Origin of the sequence: Ectobacillus sp. JY-23, assembly GCF_023022965.1 — a bacterium.
In the GTDB taxonomy this organism is placed as follows: Bacteria; Bacillota; Bacilli; order Bacillales; family Bacillaceae_G; genus Ectobacillus.
In genome coordinates this window covers 435,010-449,241 of record NZ_CP095462.1, presented here as the reverse complement: position 1 = coordinate 449,241, position 14,232 = coordinate 435,010, and the positions used below count along the sequence as shown (strand labels likewise).

17 protein-coding genes are annotated in these 14,232 nt (G+C 40.4%); 13 read left to right on the top strand and 4 right to left on the bottom strand.

Annotation, left to right across the window (positions count from 1 at the left end; genetic code table 11):
- The first annotated feature begins 4 nt into the window (after positions 1 to 4).
- Positions 5 to 1,348 (top strand): germination protein YpeB, encoded by a 1,344-nt coding sequence (gene ypeB / locus MUG87_RS02420; RefSeq protein WP_247085194.1) that lies wholly within the window; start codon positions 5 to 7, stop codon positions 1,346 to 1,348.
- 15 nt (positions 1,349 to 1,363) lie between these two features.
- Positions 1,364 to 1,954: a YhcN/YlaJ family sporulation lipoprotein gene (locus tag MUG87_RS02415; RefSeq protein WP_247085192.1), complete on the top strand. Its 591-nt coding sequence runs from the start codon at positions 1,364 to 1,366 to the stop codon at positions 1,952 to 1,954.
- Positions 1,955 to 2,106: 152 nt separating this feature from the next.
- Here MUG87_RS02415 and MUG87_RS02410 read toward each other — a convergent pair whose 3' ends face one another.
- A complete protein-coding gene (locus MUG87_RS02410) occupies positions 2,107 to 2,247 on the bottom strand; it encodes a hypothetical protein (RefSeq protein ID WP_247085190.1) in 141 nt (46 codons plus the stop codon).
- 131 nt (positions 2,248 to 2,378) lie between these two features.
- Here MUG87_RS02410 and MUG87_RS02405 point away from each other — a divergent pair, with 131 nt between their 5' ends.
- From MUG87_RS02405 to MUG87_RS02380, 6 genes are all read left to right on the top strand, one after another.
- Positions 2,379 to 2,744: a carboxymuconolactone decarboxylase family protein gene (locus tag MUG87_RS02405; protein WP_247085188.1), complete on the top strand. Its 366-nt coding sequence runs from the start codon at positions 2,379 to 2,381 to the stop codon at positions 2,742 to 2,744.
- 70 nt (positions 2,745 to 2,814) lie between these two features.
- Entirely contained in the window at positions 2,815 to 3,441 is a 627-nt protein-coding gene (locus MUG87_RS02400) for an NUDIX hydrolase (protein ID WP_247085186.1), read from the top strand.
- A 48-nt stretch (positions 3,442 to 3,489) separates the two neighbouring features.
- Positions 3,490 to 3,903, top strand: coding sequence for a hypothetical protein (locus tag MUG87_RS02395; protein WP_247085184.1), 414 nt, complete (start codon positions 3,490 to 3,492; stop codon positions 3,901 to 3,903).
- A 244-nt stretch (positions 3,904 to 4,147) separates the two neighbouring features.
- A complete protein-coding gene (locus tag MUG87_RS02390; RefSeq protein ID WP_247085182.1) occupies positions 4,148 to 4,777 on the top strand; it encodes a hypothetical protein in 630 nt (209 codons plus the stop codon).
- Positions 4,778 to 4,998: 221 nt separating this feature from the next.
- Positions 4,999 to 6,810 (top strand): oligoendopeptidase F, encoded by a 1,812-nt coding sequence (gene pepF, locus MUG87_RS02385; RefSeq protein WP_247085180.1) that lies wholly within the window; start codon positions 4,999 to 5,001, stop codon positions 6,808 to 6,810.
- Positions 6,811 to 6,927: 117 nt separating this feature from the next.
- Positions 6,928 to 7,128, top strand: coding sequence for an IDEAL domain-containing protein (locus MUG87_RS02380; RefSeq protein ID WP_124564782.1), 201 nt, complete (start codon positions 6,928 to 6,930; stop codon positions 7,126 to 7,128).
- 131 nt (positions 7,129 to 7,259) lie between these two features.
- Here MUG87_RS02380 and MUG87_RS02375 read toward each other — a convergent pair.
- Together MUG87_RS02375 and MUG87_RS02370 are read right to left on the bottom strand one after the other, a co-directional pair.
- Positions 7,260 to 8,620, bottom strand: a protein-coding gene (locus MUG87_RS02375; protein WP_247081727.1) for an IS1182 family transposase whose coding sequence is annotated in 2 segments (ribosomal slippage) — positions 7,260 to 8,059 and positions 8,059 to 8,620 — 1,362 coding nt in all. Because the reading frame shifts where the segments join, the coding sequence is not laid out codon by codon here.
- A 129-nt stretch (positions 8,621 to 8,749) separates the two neighbouring features.
- Positions 8,750 to 8,908, bottom strand: coding sequence for a hypothetical protein (locus MUG87_RS02370; protein WP_247085178.1), 159 nt, complete (start codon positions 8,906 to 8,908; stop codon positions 8,750 to 8,752).
- Positions 8,909 to 9,038: 130 nt separating this feature from the next.
- On the opposite strand from MUG87_RS02370, the gene MUG87_RS02365 reads away from it, so the two are divergent.
- From MUG87_RS02365 to MUG87_RS02345, 5 genes are all read left to right on the top strand, one after another.
- Positions 9,039 to 9,881 (top strand): VOC family protein, encoded by an 843-nt coding sequence (locus MUG87_RS02365; protein ID WP_247085176.1) that lies wholly within the window; start codon positions 9,039 to 9,041, stop codon positions 9,879 to 9,881.
- Between the two features lie 62 nt (positions 9,882 to 9,943).
- Entirely contained in the window at positions 9,944 to 10,255 is a 312-nt protein-coding gene (locus MUG87_RS02360) for an MGMT family protein (RefSeq protein ID WP_247085174.1), read from the top strand.
- Positions 10,256 to 10,318: 63 nt separating this feature from the next.
- Positions 10,319 to 10,567: a glutaredoxin domain-containing protein gene (locus MUG87_RS02355; protein WP_247085172.1), complete on the top strand. Its 249-nt coding sequence runs from the start codon at positions 10,319 to 10,321 to the stop codon at positions 10,565 to 10,567.
- Positions 10,568 to 10,714: 147 nt separating this feature from the next.
- On the top strand, positions 10,715 to 12,112 hold the full coding sequence (locus MUG87_RS02350; RefSeq protein WP_247087455.1) for an FAD-binding oxidoreductase: 1,398 nt from the start codon (positions 10,715 to 10,717) through the stop codon (positions 12,110 to 12,112).
- Positions 12,109 to 12,651 (top strand): MFS transporter, encoded by a 543-nt coding sequence (locus MUG87_RS02345; RefSeq protein ID WP_247085171.1) that lies wholly within the window; start codon positions 12,109 to 12,111, stop codon positions 12,649 to 12,651. Before MUG87_RS02350 ends, MUG87_RS02345 begins: the two co-directional genes overlap by 4 nt.
- 21 nt (positions 12,652 to 12,672) lie before the next feature.
- On the opposite strand, the gene MUG87_RS02340 is transcribed toward MUG87_RS02345, so the two are convergent.
- Positions 12,673 to 14,232: a flotillin lipid rafts scaffold protein FloT gene (locus MUG87_RS02340; protein ID WP_247085169.1), complete on the bottom strand. Its 1,560-nt coding sequence runs from the start codon at positions 14,230 to 14,232 to the stop codon at positions 12,673 to 12,675.

Here is a 14,232-nt window from a genome sequence, read left to right as displayed (position 1 = left end):
TACCATGCTTAGAGGTTTGTTAATTATTGCGTTAACCTTTGTTGTAGCGGGAACCGGCTACTGGGGATATTTAGAGCATCAAGAAAAAAATGCAGTGTTAATTCATGCAGAAAACAATTATCAACGCGCGTTTCATGAATTGACTTATGAAATGGATTTATTACATGACAAAATTGGGAACACACTTGCCATGAATTCCAGAACATCTCTTTCACCTGCTTTAGCTGATGTTTGGCGAATTACGTCTGAAGCACGCTCCGATGTAGGACAATTACCCTTAACACTTTTGCCATTTAATAAGACGGAAGAATTTCTAGCCAGTATCGGAGACTTTAGTTACCGAACAGCGGTGCGTGATCTCGAAAAAGAACCGCTAAATGATAAAGAATATGCGACCCTGCAGCAACTGCACCAAAAATCAGCTGATATCCAAAACGAACTGCGTCATGTACAGCATCTTGTGCTAAAAAATAACCTGCGCTGGATGGATGTAGAGCTCGCTCTGGCAGCAGATCGCAAACCGTCTGATAATACGATTATTGACGGGTTCAAAACCGTTGAAAAGAATGTGAACTCTTATACGGAGGCTGATTTTGGTCCTACATTTACAAGCTATAAACAAGCTGAAAAAGGTTTGAATAAAATGGAAGGCCAACCTATCTCAAAACAGCAAGCAAAAGAAATTGCACAAAGCTTTCTCGGTATAAAAACTACTGAAGGCATTAAGGTAGAAGAAACAGGAGAAAAGAAAAAAGATCGTTATTACAGCTTGTCAGTGCAACAGCCTAACACCAAAAGTGAAATTTATATGGATATCACACAAAAAGGTGGTCATCCTGTATGGCTTATTAATAACCGTGAAATCGGTGCGCAAAAGATTGATCTCAATGCTGCTTCTATCAAAGGCGCTACATTCTTGAAGAATAATAAATTTGCGAATATGGAATTGTTTGAAAGCTCACAATACGATTCCGTTGGTGTATTCACATACGTTACTAACTTAAATGGTATAAGAATTTATCCAGAATCGATCAATATGAAGGTTGCACTTGATGATGGTAGTATTGTCGGTTTTTCAGCAAAAGACTATTTAGCAGCCTATCAAGGCAAACGTTCTATCCCGAAGCCAAAGTTATCTGTAGAAGAAGCGCGTAAGAAGGTTAACCCAAACTTAAAAGTGCTTGAAGAGCGAAAAGCGATTATTATTAATGATTTAAATAAAGAGGTATTGTGTTATGAGTTTGTTGGGACGTTAAACAATGACACGTACCAGATCTTTATTAACGCCGATACAGCATTTGAAGAGCAAGTCAAAAAACTAAATAACATAGAGGAAAATTATGATTGATAAGGAGGTGTACATATGAAAATCAGTTCATGGTTGATAATTGTATGTTTACTGTTAACAGCTTGCGGACCGAAGGAAGAAAAAAAAGCATATAGCGGTGATCAAACTGTACGCGTAAAAAATACAACGTACAAACCCGAACGATATAAATCCAACCCTCGTGCGGCGGCACATCTAGAGAAGCTTGCGGCCGATATTCCAAATGTTAAAGCAGCGAAAGCAGTTGTGCTCGGTCCTTATGCTATTGTTGGGATTGACGTCAATAGTAAACTCGACCGAACACGCGTTGAAACCATTAAATATACCGTTGCGGAAAGTATTAAACATGACCCACACGGTGCTAATGCAATTGTGGTAGCAGACCCGGATACGTACCAAAGAGTACAAGCTATGGGGAAACAAATCCAAAAAGGTAATCCGCAGGCGGTAATGGCAGAGTTTGCGGCCATCATCGGTCGTGTTATGCCACAGGTGCCAAAAGATATGCTGGAAAACAAAGATTCTGAGCCTACAAAACGCAATGATAAGCAGTTGCCTGAAGGAGAAAAACAACAACTGAAAAAAGAACAAGATGATCAATCCAACCAGCATATGAACGCAAAGTAGCACACGGAAACATTCCGTGTGCTTTTCTTTCTCCAAACAGGAATTTACATGTTGGATCTAGAATACGAAAGAGAAGAAAGAAAAACGATTTCTTACGAATCAATTCATTTGTATTACTAGATGGTGTTTATCAACAAGTGTTTCATCTCGGATTAGCGATTATCTCGTGCAATCTTTTGTTGCTTAAGCTGCTGTTTAGCGTTTATTTGTTGTTTTTGTTCCTGTTTCTGTGAAACAGGGCCGCTAGTATAGGCATCTATTAAAGCTTCAGACATCCATTGCTCATTATCCATACATTTCACCTCCTGCTCATAATATGGCTCCTTCCGAAGTTGCTATGCGAAATTTTAATACGTAGACATACAATTTCCGTTTCATAGCATACTAAAGCATGAGACATCATTTGGGAAACGGAGTGACAACTATGGAACAGCACTTTCAAAATTCGGTGGAGCAGTCTTTATACCACTACAAAGAAGGATTAGGAAGATTTTTACAAAAAACACCAGAGCTAACACAGGCCTATAACGCGTTCACAGAAGCTTGTTTTAAAGAAGGAGCGCTTACGCAACGTGAAAAGCAATTAATCGCACTTGGTATCAGCTTGGCAACACAAGATGAATACTGTACAATTTATCATACAAAGGGTTGTATAGACCAAGGCTGTACAGAAGAACAGATTTTTGAAGCATGCGGCGTGGCGACAGCTTTTGCGGGCGGCGCTGCGATGAGCCAAGCTGTTACTCTTGTACAAGAATGCATTTCAGAATTACAACAACAAAAGCATTAAGAGAAGCAAGCCCCTTCCTAGAAGGGGCTTTATTTACATAAAAGTGTAGGTATAAAGGAGAGGAGAAGCGATGGACACAAGAAAAATATTAACTGCTCTACAGACTCGAACACCTTCTATTTTGGGTAGTGAACAATTTATGAAATTTGCAATACTATTGCCGCTTATACAAAAAGAAAACGAACTCCATATCTTATTTGAAGTGCGGTCCGCCACCTTACGCAGACAACCGGGAGAAATTTGCTTTCCGGGCGGAAAGATTGATACTTCTGACGAAACGCCGCAGCACGCAGCAATGAGAGAAACAATGGAAGAACTCGGAATTCCTGCAGATGCCATTTCCCAAATTGCGCCGCTTGACTACATGATATCTCCGTTCGGCTCTATCATTTATCCCTATACAGGACTTATAGACCCTTCGTGTGAACTCATACCCAATGCAGCAGAAGTGGCAAACACATTTACAGTTCCTCTCTCACAACTCCTCAGGCAAACACCAGACGTTTATCGCGTTCATTATAAGGTAGAACCGGGCTCAGACTTTCCATTTGAACTCATACCGGGCGGGGAGTCATATAATTGGCAAACAAGAGGAATGGATGAGTATTTTTATCATTACAAAGGACATGTGATTTGGGGATTAACGGCTCGTGTTTTAAAACATTTTCTTGACATTACGCAAAAACTTAACGTATGAAAGCAAGGAAATCTGGCTACAACTGACAGTGAAAAGGAGGCGTTATACATGTACAAATACGCATTATCTCTTATTGCAGCAGTATGCTTACTGTCAGGGTGCCATGCACAGGAGGATAAACAAGCAGCGCCGAAAGCAGCTGAAACAAGCGCGACAGATCGAGCCGCAATTGTTGAAGGTGTACAAAGTGTCTTAACCGAGCTGCAAAGCTTCACAAAATACTTACAAACTGCAGCAGATCAAGAGAAAATCAAATCGTTTGGTAAAACTCTAGCAGAGAAATGGGACAGTTTTGAAGATGAGGTAGAGGAGCAATATCCAGAGCAATACAAACAAATTGAAGATCACCTCTATCCACTCATTGGTGAAACAGGCAAAACAGAGCTTGATATTGATAAGATAAAAGGCCTTTTGCAGCAGGTCCAACAAGATTTAAATACGTTTCTTACAGAATTACAATAAAACTTCAGGGTAACTGCCTGAAGTTTTTTTATTGAGTAATTTCATTCAACAAAATAAAACGGCAATCCGCGACTTTCGATATACAACACACTCGCAAATGTTCGGAAAAACAAAAGAGAGCACAGGAATAAGGAGAATTTGACGATGAAAAGGCAGAGAGGTGAAGTAGGAGAAACAGGGATACTTAGGGAATTTGTATCTCACAGGTAAAATACCTGACGTTTCCGGAAAGGTAGGGGGTAGCATGAGTCACGCGACACTACAAAAAACGCTTCATACAAACATCTTTGTGAGCTTTCCCGGTGTAAAAGAGCATGGTGAGCGAAAAAGAAAAGAAGCCATTGTGTTCCTAGCTTTAAATGAAAAAGGCAGCTTGAAGCAAATCCGAATGATTACCAGAAGTGAAGCCCTTCGCCTAAAGTTTACCTTACAAAAAGAGGAGCAACCCTTCGCAGAGTACGCAATGAAGGCAACTGCAACAGAGTTGGAACTAAGCCATAAACTAAAAATTGTGCAGCAAAAAAATGAGCACGAGCATACATATATGCTTGTCCAAACGGAAAAAGAGCAAACGCCGTTTCGCCGCAAAAAGAAGCGAAAATCGGAGTTAGTTGTCACGGAGCATATGCTCTTTACGGTAATTCAACCAAGCGAGAATAAACCACGTACACATGCTGTAAAAGCAAACGGAACTTCCACAAGAAACCAGGTTCTAAAACAACAACAGCGCGGTTGGTTACGAAAACTCCCAATTCAGCTATTTCAACAAGAAACAATGCCCAATTTCTCGATGAGGTCATTCGAAGAAGTAACGGTCCTACGCCCGATTGTGTGGCCTTTTCTCGGTCCAGGTGACTACATAACAGCAGCTTGATTTGCCGACATCATACCAAATCTATACATAAGGAGGGGCGGCGACTTTTATACGGTAAAGGTGAGAGGCCTTTGATATAGAACATAGAGAACCAATCTGAAAGAAAGGAGCTCATAAACAAGCTGCAGCACATGCTGCAGTTTTTTATTTTTGTCATTACTTTGCTAATACGATTAATAGTATGATACAAAAGAGGTTTATAACGTACAGTTATGCTATTTATGCATAGAAAGGAGATTCAGATGAAAGATGAGATAAGGACTACTGTGCCTGAAAATGAAACATGGAACCTATGCGATATTTATCCTACTTTAGCAGACTGGGAAAATGATTATGCCCATGTAACAGCATTAATTTCGAAACTTAACCAATACGTAAATCGTATTCACAACGCCGCTGATTTGTATGCCTATTTACAAACAAAGGAAGAAGCGACATATCATTATGGGAAACTATATGCGTTTGCCCAGTTGCAGGCTGACTTAGACACACGGATAACAAAGGCGCAAGCTCTACTTGATAAAGTTCGTAGCTTAGGACAGAATTTCAGCAGGGCAACGGCATTTTTCCTGCCTTTTTTACTGGGACTGGAAGAAAGCACACTTCGTTCATACATAAAAGAAGCAGATGGTCTTGCTTATTTTGAAGATGATTTACTGGAAGCTTATCGGTACAAACACCATGTATTAAGCCAGGAAAAGGAAGAGTTGCTATCTCAAATGGGTGAAGCGCTCTCGGCGCCCCGTAATACATTTTCAATGATTAACAACGCAGACATGCGCTTTGGAGACGTAACAGATGAGCAAGGGAAAAAAATTCCACTTACACGAGGGATGTACGCAAGATTGACGGAGCACCCGAATCAATCCGTACGCAAAGAAGCATATGAAGCGTATTATAAGCCGTATGTGCAGCTTGAAAACACGATTGCGTCGACCTTATCAGCAGCCATTAAAAATAATGTATTGCTCGCAAAGCTGCGTAACTATCCATCCGCCCTTGAGAAGGCTTTATTTTCCGATCGTGTGCCAAAGCAAGTTTATGAAAACTTAATTGAAACTGCAAAATCACATTTACAGCCACTTCAAACCTATATGGAAATTCGTAAAGAGCAGCTCAGACTGGAAAATTTGCATGCTTATGACTTAAATGTCCCGTTAACCAAGGGGATAAAGCTTGAGATTTCATATGAAGACGCCTACAAAACCATGCTTGAAAGCTTAACACCACTTGGTGAGGAATATGTGTATATCTTATCTTCTTTTAAAGAAAAACGGTATATTGATGTGCGTGAAACACCAGGAAAACGGTCAGGCGCTTACAATTTAGGTGTATATGGTGTGCATCCATACGTTCTTTTAAATCACCGTGATGATTTAGACAGTATGTTCACACTTACACATGAAATGGGGCATGCGATGCATAGCTATTATTCCGGTAAATTTCAACCACGAATTAAAGCCGGGTACTCTATTTTCGTTGCCGAAGTAGCGTCAACTGTAAATGAAGTATTATTAATTCAGTATTTATTAAAACGAGCGGATACCAAGAGTTTACGGCAACATTTGCTCAATCATTTCATTGACCAATTTAAGGGAACTTTTTTTACACAAGTCATGTTCGCAGAATTTGAGAAAATTACACATGAAAAAGCGGAGCGGAAAGAAGCATTACATGCCGAGAGCTTTAGCCATGTGTATGAAAAACTGTTTGTAACATACAATGCAGATGCAATCATGGTTGATCCGCAAGTCAAATATGGATGGGCAAGAATTCCTCACTTTTATCGGTCATTTTATGTATATAAATACGCCACTGGCTTTGTAGCTGCTATTGACATTGCTGAACGTTTACTAGCTGGTGATGTATATACACAGCATGTGTATTTAGAGTTTTTAAAAAGCGGAAGCAGTGAAGAACCACTTGTATTACTGCAAAACACAGGGGTAAATTTACTGCAGCCAGAACCGATTCAACATGCAATGCAGCTGTTTCAACGACTGGTGACGCAATTACAAAGTAGCTATAATTGACCTGTCGAACAACAGGTCTTTTTTTGTCGGATAAACACTAAAAAATTCCAGAAAATAATATTTGAATTATCAGAAAATTTACTGTATAATCAAAAAAAGGACAAGGAGTTGATTTCTATGAAAAACCATATGCTTAATGCCCCAAAACAGCCTTTAATCACAGATGCGTTGTTTGCTGAAATGGTACTAGATAAAGCCGTCCTTGCGTTTCGTACAGAACAGCTTTGGAAGGAAATCGACCAGTCTCTCGATGTTGGTAATAAAGAACGTTTTTTTGAGTTAACAACAGAACTTCAAGCACTTGAAGCATTACGATAAAAGAAGAGGCTATGCCTCTTCTTTTTTCAGAGTGTTGAGAAACCTAAAAGGTTTCTTAATACTCTGTCCCTAGTTTCAATTTTTATGGAAACTATGTCTGAAATGAAGTAAAAATAAACAGGAATTGCCCTTCATCTGACCTGTTTGGTCAGATGAAGGGCAATTTTTTTCATGTTTTGACAAGCTGCGGTGAGAAAAGCCTGCATTTGGACAGACTCCCGCCCTCGAAAACGTGCATACCGGTAGCCATGAAGTTCTTTCGCATCGGCAAAACTGCGCTCAATTGTAGAACAACGTAGCTTGTACAGACGCTTACCGGCACTTGTCTTTTTGTTGGCGCGAGCCAAGTCCTTATAATCCTCCCAAATATGTCGAGTAATGGTACGCGTTTTTTGTTGTTTAGAAAAACACTTGGGACGAAGAGGACAAGCCGCACAATCATCTGGATTCGATTTATATTGTCGATTTCCATCACGGTCTGTCGTCACATAAGATAAGATACAACCCATCGGGCAAGCAAAGCGATTTGACTCTTTTACATAATGAAAAGAACGTTTTGGTACCTCTTTATTTGTTTTTCCGAATCTACGATATCCCATGACCATAAAAATGTTTTGTTTCGCTAAATTTTTACAAATATGACCTGTAAAGTATCCCGCATCTAGTGCCACAGCTTCTACCTGAAATCCAAAGGTTTTTATTTGCGCTTTAAGACGTGCCAAATACGGCCCAGAATCGGATACATTCCCGGCCGTAATATATGTGTCTGTGATGATATTGTATTTTGCATCGACAGTGCGATGATCGAGGTAGTGAAACCCATTTGGTTTTCCGTCTCTCATTAGAAATCCACTGTCAGGGTCTGTTGTACTAGAACGGATATAAGTAGGTTGTTTGGCTTCGCCTTCCTTTCGAGGTTTTAGTTCTTTTTTCCGTTTGTTTGCCGATCCTCAGTTACAGCCTTTTCTAATTCTTCTAGATAGATTTTGGGCTGTTCTTTTTTTAGCTTTTGTACATACTTATTTTTATTTGCATTCGCCTTTACGTGCGTAGAATCTGTCATTAGAGCGCGACCGCCCACCATGCGGTGGGATTGAGCTTGTCTGACAATCTCTTGAAAGATGTCTTCAAAAATGGTTGTGTGAACAAAGCGAGTACGTCGGTTCCAACTAATAGTAGAGTGATCAGGAACAGGATCTGATAAAGAAAAGCCTAAAAACCACCGATACGCTAGATTCATTTTAATTTCTTTCTCTAACTGACGTTCGGAACGGATTCCATAAAAGTAACCGATAAAAATCATCTTGAATAAAGTGATGGGATGAATGGAAGGACGCCCATTATCTTCGCAGTAATACGGGCGAAGCTTTTCCTCAATAAAAGCAAAATCTATTGTGGCTTCTACAGCTCGTAAAAAGTGATCTTGTGGAACAAGCTCTTCGATTGAAGTCGTAACACGCTCATCTCGGTGATTTTTCAGTGCACCCATCATATCAAATCTCTCCTTCTCTCCTTTTTAATCAGTTTGCACAGTGGAAAGAAGTCATAAACATAAAAAACGGCTGTGGAGAACACTTTCTCCACAGCCTGATAAAAGAAGAGGCTATGCCTCTTCTTTTTTTTACAACCAATCCTCATTTGAATGTGACAACCATGCACCGAGGTCAAGTTGTTCTTGAACTGACGGCTGTAGGATCTCTTCGCGCAATAAGTCTGATGCTTCTTGTACAGAGATGCCTTGTGCACTTAAATATTCAAATAATGCTTGTAACTTATCCATTCCTATCGCCTCCAGTATATAGGGTAGCCAAAAGGAAGGGAAGAATACCTCTTCACTTGACTCCCTTAACTTACTATAATAAACTTACTTACATAAAGTAATTAATTTATATAACGAAGGAGAATAAATTATGAAATTTCATCAAGCTCCCGTTACATTCGTACAGCAAGTTCATTTATTTGTGACCAACATTGAACGTTCACTAGCATTTTATAAAGATGTATTGGGATTCCAGATTTTAAGACGCGAAGAGAAAAAAGTTATATTATCTGCAGATGAACAAACCCCACTTTTTATCATTGAAGAACCAGCCCAAGCAGCACCAAGACAAGGGCGAACGACGGGTTTATACCACGTGGCGTTCTTGCTTCCAACTCGTGCGGACTTAGCGCATATATTAGTACATTTGCTTCATACCTATCCGCTGCAAGGTGCATCTGATCATCTTGTGAGTGAAGCATTATACTTGGCTGATCCAGATGGAAATGGGATTGAAATTTATATAGATCGCGATGCAAATGCATGGAAATGGACAAACAAGCAAGTACACATGACGACACAGCGCCTGGATGCGGAAAATGTTTTGCAAGAGGCCACTAGCGAGTGGAAGGGAATGCCAAAGGGAACTATTATCGGGCATATTCATCTACAAGTCTCTGATTTGCAAGAAGCGGAAGAGTTTTATACAAGACTTGGGCTCGAGGTTGTAAGTCGATATAGTGATGCCGCTATTTTTGTTTCGTCCGGTGGTTATCACCATCATATTGGACTCAACACATGGCAAAGTGCAGGAGCACCGGCACCGCTACCAAATAGCGCTGGCTTGCATTGGTTTTCACTCATGCTTCCAAACGAGGAAACGCGAGCCCAAGTTATTGCGAGGTTACACAAAATAGGAGCGAATGTAAAAAAGGAAGGAGATATTGTAATAACAACAGATCCTGCCGGAAATACAATTCATCTGGTCATCTAAATTTTGTACAATCTGCTATGAGTTGCTACAATGGAGAAAATACAACAAGAGAGGTTTTCCATTTGACAGCATTTACAGCAGCCGTTTTACGAATTATTCAGGATATCCCAAGTGGAAAAGTTATGACATATGGGCAAATTGCACGTTTGGCAGGGAACCCAAGAGCTGCACGTCAGGTGGTGCGCATTTTGCATAGCATGAGCGATGCACATCGTTTACCTTGGCATCGCGTCGTCAATGCCAAGGGGCAAATCATGATTGCTGATGAAGCAAAGGAAATACAAATGCTATCTCTTGAAAGTGAGGGCATAGAACTGCGCGGCCATCTAGTAGACTTGCAGCAATATCAATTTCATCCGGACGAAATCGTATAAGCAAAAAGCTTGTATGTACACTGGAAATAAATGCTATACTACAGGTGAAAAGGAGGAATTACAATGACAGAAAAAGTGATTATTTATACACAAGAAACATGTGGTCCATGTCACGCAGAGAAAGAGTGGCTGACAAGTCATAATATTTCGTTTGAAGACAGAGATATTCGCAAAAACGGTGCTTATATGCAAGAAGTGGTCGACCTTGGTGCAAGCGCAACGCCGGTTACAGTAGTTGAGTTAGACGGGAAGCGAGAAGTTGTAATGGGGTTCGATCGCGAAAAACTCGCGAATATATTGGGTTTAGAATAAAGGTACCACTTTGGTACCTTTTTTTATTGTACAAAATTTTACTACTTTTTCTAATTTTACTATATATATGAAACAACAAGGTATATAATATATATTAAAAGTGTAAAAATACACTTTTAATAGGAGGGGAATATGAAAAGGTGGATTATGTATTCTGCTTGTTTTGTATTATCTGTCAGCATTTACTTAGATCATATTAAAAACCCTACGATTAGTGACCGGGGACGACTATTACCAACAAAAGTGAAGGTTATACATAACACGAGCAGAGAGGAAAACTTACAGAAATGGCTTAGAGAAACAGACAAAACGAGTAAAATCTCCATTGCCGGTATGCAGCATAGTCAAGGCGGACATACCTATTATCCTGGCGGAACCGTTCTGGATATGAAAGGCTACAATAAGATTATAGCCTTCAACCCGGAGGAAAAATGGATTCGCGTACAAAGCGGTGCAACATGGCATGATATACAACGCGTGATTAACTCACATGGTTTGGCACTGCAAGTTACGCAATCGCAAAACATTTTCACCGTAGGTGGCTCACTCAGTGTGAATGTACACGGCCGCGACATTCGTCATGGTTCGTTTATTGAAACAGTACAATCGTTTCGTTTGTTAACAGCAGATGGAACAATTCGTAATGTGAGTCGGACAGAAAACCCCGAATTGTTTTCTTTGGTCATTGGGGGATACGGCTTGTTCGGCATCGTTTTGGATATCACATTGTCTTTGACAAACAATGAGCTATATCAAAAACGAACGCATGTTATGACATACAAAGAATATACATCGTATTTTCGTAGACAGGTAGAAGCTGATGAAAAGGTACGTATGCATATGGCTCGCATTTCAATAGAACCAAATAGCTTTTTGCAGGAAATGTATGCTACAGATTACGTGAAAGTAGATAATCTTGATCATATGAAAGAATACGAGAAACTAAAAGAAGACAGCAATATACTACTACCAAAGTTTTTTCTTGGGTTATCTCGGTACAGTGAGTGGGGAAAAACCCTATTTTGGAATCTCCAAAAAAACTACTTTACTCGCTCACAGGAGTACGAAACACGAAATAATGCTATGCGTTCTGAAACAGCTTTTATGGAATACGAAAGCGCTAGTCACACAGAGATTTTACAGGAATACTTTGTGCCGGTAGACTCCTTTACAGCATACATAGACGAACTTCGCGCTGTTTTGAAACAAGAAGAATTAAATGTTTTGAACATAACAATTCGCTATGTCAAACAGAATGAGGAAGCCGTTCTGTCATATGCAAAGGAGGATATGTTTGCCTTTGTCTTCTTAATTCGTCAGGGACGTTCTTCAAAAGATATAACACATACGCAGCAAGTGATACGCAAAATGATTAACGTCACGCTGTCACACGGTGGTAGCTATTACTTACCATACTACTCGTATCCATCTCAAGCTCAACTTCGTGCGGCCTATCCACGCTCTGACGAATTTTTCCGAAAGAAAAAGGAATACGATCCCAATGAGCGATTTGTTAATCTATTTTATAAGGAGTACGGCTTATGACCTATAAATATTTTATCGCATCACAAAGTTGTATTATGATTGCAGGCAGTATGGTGTTCCCATTTTATATTTTGCTGTTGCGCAGTGTGGGGGACAGTTTTTCTCAGTTCGGCTGGGCGTACGGCTTGTTTGCTTTGACTGCAGCTCTTGTGTACCCTATTGCCGGAAAACTTGCTGATCGGATAGGCGATCAGAAGCTGCTTGTTCTATATGCGTGGGGGATGGCAGCACTAATGCTTTGTTTTCCCATTGCCACCGAGGTATGGCATGTGTATAGTTTACAAATCCTGATGGGGTGCTTAAGCACTTTGCAGCGAAATACAGAAAAAACGGTTTTAGTTCGGCAGTTAAGTCGGGAAAATGCAGGTTATACAGTAGGAAGGTATCATGTATGGACATCCATAGCTGGGGCAATCGCAGTCATTGTTACAGGTTACTTAATTGATTTTTTAACAATTGGGGCTATTTTCTATTTTGCTTCGCTCATTTACGCCGTTAGTGCAATACTACTCAATAAAAAACGTATGATAAATATATAAAAAGCCAAGCATATGCTTGGCTCATTCTGTCCCTTCTTTATGGTTTTTAGAAGCAATTTCGTTTGTCAATGAATCTAGGCTATTTTTCACATTACCTTTTCCGGCGAAGCTTTCAAGTAGCTCCTTAACATCCACACCCGAGGAAGCCTTTAAGGTTTCTTGAACAGTAGCCATTAAATCTGTTGCATAGGCAGCTACTTTGCCAGCACCACTATTTTTTCCGCTACCACCTGTGTCAACAACTGTAATTTTATCAATATTGGCAAGTGGGCTTGCAACTTCTTTCGCATATACAGGCAACATTTTAATAACCATATCCATAATCGCAGCTTGCCCGTATAGTTCAAATGCTTCCGCGATTTTTTGTTTTGCTTCTGCTTCTGCCAAACCTTTTAAGCGAATAATTTCAGCATCGGCACGACCTTGTGCTTCTGCTGCTTGTGCTAACGCAAAACCTTGTGCCTTTTCGATCTCTGCTTTTGCCAAACCTTCAACACGAACTTCTTCTGCACGTCCTCGTGCTTCTGCTTCAATCCTGAATTGATGCGCTTCTGCCTGACGAATTTGGCGGATTTTTTCTGCTTCTGCCGCTTGCTCCGCTGCGTAGCGATCAGCGTCTGCTTTTTTCTTTACTTCCGCGTCATATTGTTTTTCGCGGCGCTGGATTTCTTTTTCTTCAAGCTCGATTTGCTTTTCGCGCTCAATGATTTTGACGCGCATTTGCTCTTCTGTTACACGTTGCTGTGCTTTAGCTTGCTGGAACTGATAAGCCAAGTCTGCTTCTGCTGTTGCTACTTCTTGTTCTTTCTTATATGCTTGAACCTTCAATTCTTTTTCCTTTGTGGCTTCCGCAATTTGCGTGTCACGCTGTAACTCTGCTTCTTGTGCTTCTTTTTCAGCACGAGCACGTTCAATGCGCGCTTCCTTTTCGCGCTCTGCGTTAGCAATGATGGCATCGCGCTTTACAGCTGCGATCTGTGGCTGACCAAGTGCTTCTAAATACCCATTGCGGTCATTAATCTCTTTAATAGTAAACGATACAATGCGAAGGCCCATTTTCATTAAATCACTGGATGCCACCTCATGTACTTTTTGGGCAAATTCCTCGCGATTGCTGTAAGCCGCTTCTACTGTCATGGAAGAAACGATGGCACGCAGGTGACCTTCCAATACTTCACGCGCTTCATTTTCTAAATCTTCTCTCGTTTTACCAAGATACTGCTCTGCTGCTGTGGAGATTTCTTCAATGGTTGACCCGATTTTAATAATAGACACCCCATTGACTGTAACGGGAACCCCTTGCTTTGTGTATGTATCGCGCGTTCCTACTTCTAGCTTATGGTTGAGTAAGCTTAATCGTTCTGCCAATTGCAACACAGGGACAACAAATGTGCCACCGCCTCGAATGATTTTCACCTTTTTACCGTCTTCTGCTGTAACAACATTTGTTCCGTTTCCTAAAAAGCTTCCTGTTACAATAAGTGCTTCATCTGGACCAACTGTACGATAGCGAATAACGAATACTGCAATTAAGATTAGTAAAATAGCAAGAACCACACCGCCTATAATAAATGCTGTCAT

What these genes read in the sequence shown, in the direction of transcription:
- MUG87_RS02340 (WP_247085169.1), bottom strand. Translation starts at nt 14,232, where the DNA reads ATGACAGCATTTATTATAGGCGGTGTGGTTCTTGCTATTTTACTAATC.
- MUG87_RS02405 (WP_247085188.1), top strand. Translation starts at nt 2,379, where the DNA reads ATGGAACAGCACTTTCAAAATTCGGTGGAGCAGTCTTTATACCACTAC.
- MUG87_RS02345 (WP_247085171.1), top strand. Translation starts at nt 12,109, where the DNA reads ATGACCTATAAATATTTTATCGCATCACAAAGTTGTATTATGATTGCA.
- MUG87_RS02390 (WP_247085182.1), top strand. Translation starts at nt 4,148, where the DNA reads ATGAGTCACGCGACACTACAAAAAACGCTTCATACAAACATCTTTGTG.
- MUG87_RS02395 (WP_247085184.1), top strand. Translation starts at nt 3,490, where the DNA reads ATGTACAAATACGCATTATCTCTTATTGCAGCAGTATGCTTACTGTCA.
- MUG87_RS02365 (WP_247085176.1), top strand. Translation starts at nt 9,039, where the DNA reads ATGAAATTTCATCAAGCTCCCGTTACATTCGTACAGCAAGTTCATTTA.
- MUG87_RS02380 (WP_124564782.1), top strand. Translation starts at nt 6,928, where the DNA reads ATGAAAAACCATATGCTTAATGCCCCAAAACAGCCTTTAATCACAGAT.
- MUG87_RS02410 (WP_247085190.1), bottom strand. Translation starts at nt 2,247, where the DNA reads ATGGATAATGAGCAATGGATGTCTGAAGCTTTAATAGATGCCTATACT.
- MUG87_RS02370 (WP_247085178.1), bottom strand. Translation starts at nt 8,908, where the DNA reads ATGGATAAGTTACAAGCATTATTTGAATATTTAAGTGCACAAGGCATC.
- pepF (WP_247085180.1), top strand. Translation starts at nt 4,999, where the DNA reads ATGCATAGAAAGGAGATTCAGATGAAAGATGAGATAAGGACTACTGTG.
- MUG87_RS02400 (WP_247085186.1), top strand. Translation starts at nt 2,815, where the DNA reads ATGGACACAAGAAAAATATTAACTGCTCTACAGACTCGAACACCTTCT.
- MUG87_RS02350 (WP_247087455.1), top strand. Translation starts at nt 10,715, where the DNA reads ATGTATTCTGCTTGTTTTGTATTATCTGTCAGCATTTACTTAGATCAT.
- MUG87_RS02415 (WP_247085192.1), top strand. Translation starts at nt 1,364, where the DNA reads ATGAAAATCAGTTCATGGTTGATAATTGTATGTTTACTGTTAACAGCT.
- MUG87_RS02355 (WP_247085172.1), top strand. Translation starts at nt 10,319, where the DNA reads ATGACAGAAAAAGTGATTATTTATACACAAGAAACATGTGGTCCATGT.
- ypeB (WP_247085194.1), top strand. Translation starts at nt 5, where the DNA reads ATGCTTAGAGGTTTGTTAATTATTGCGTTAACCTTTGTTGTAGCGGGA.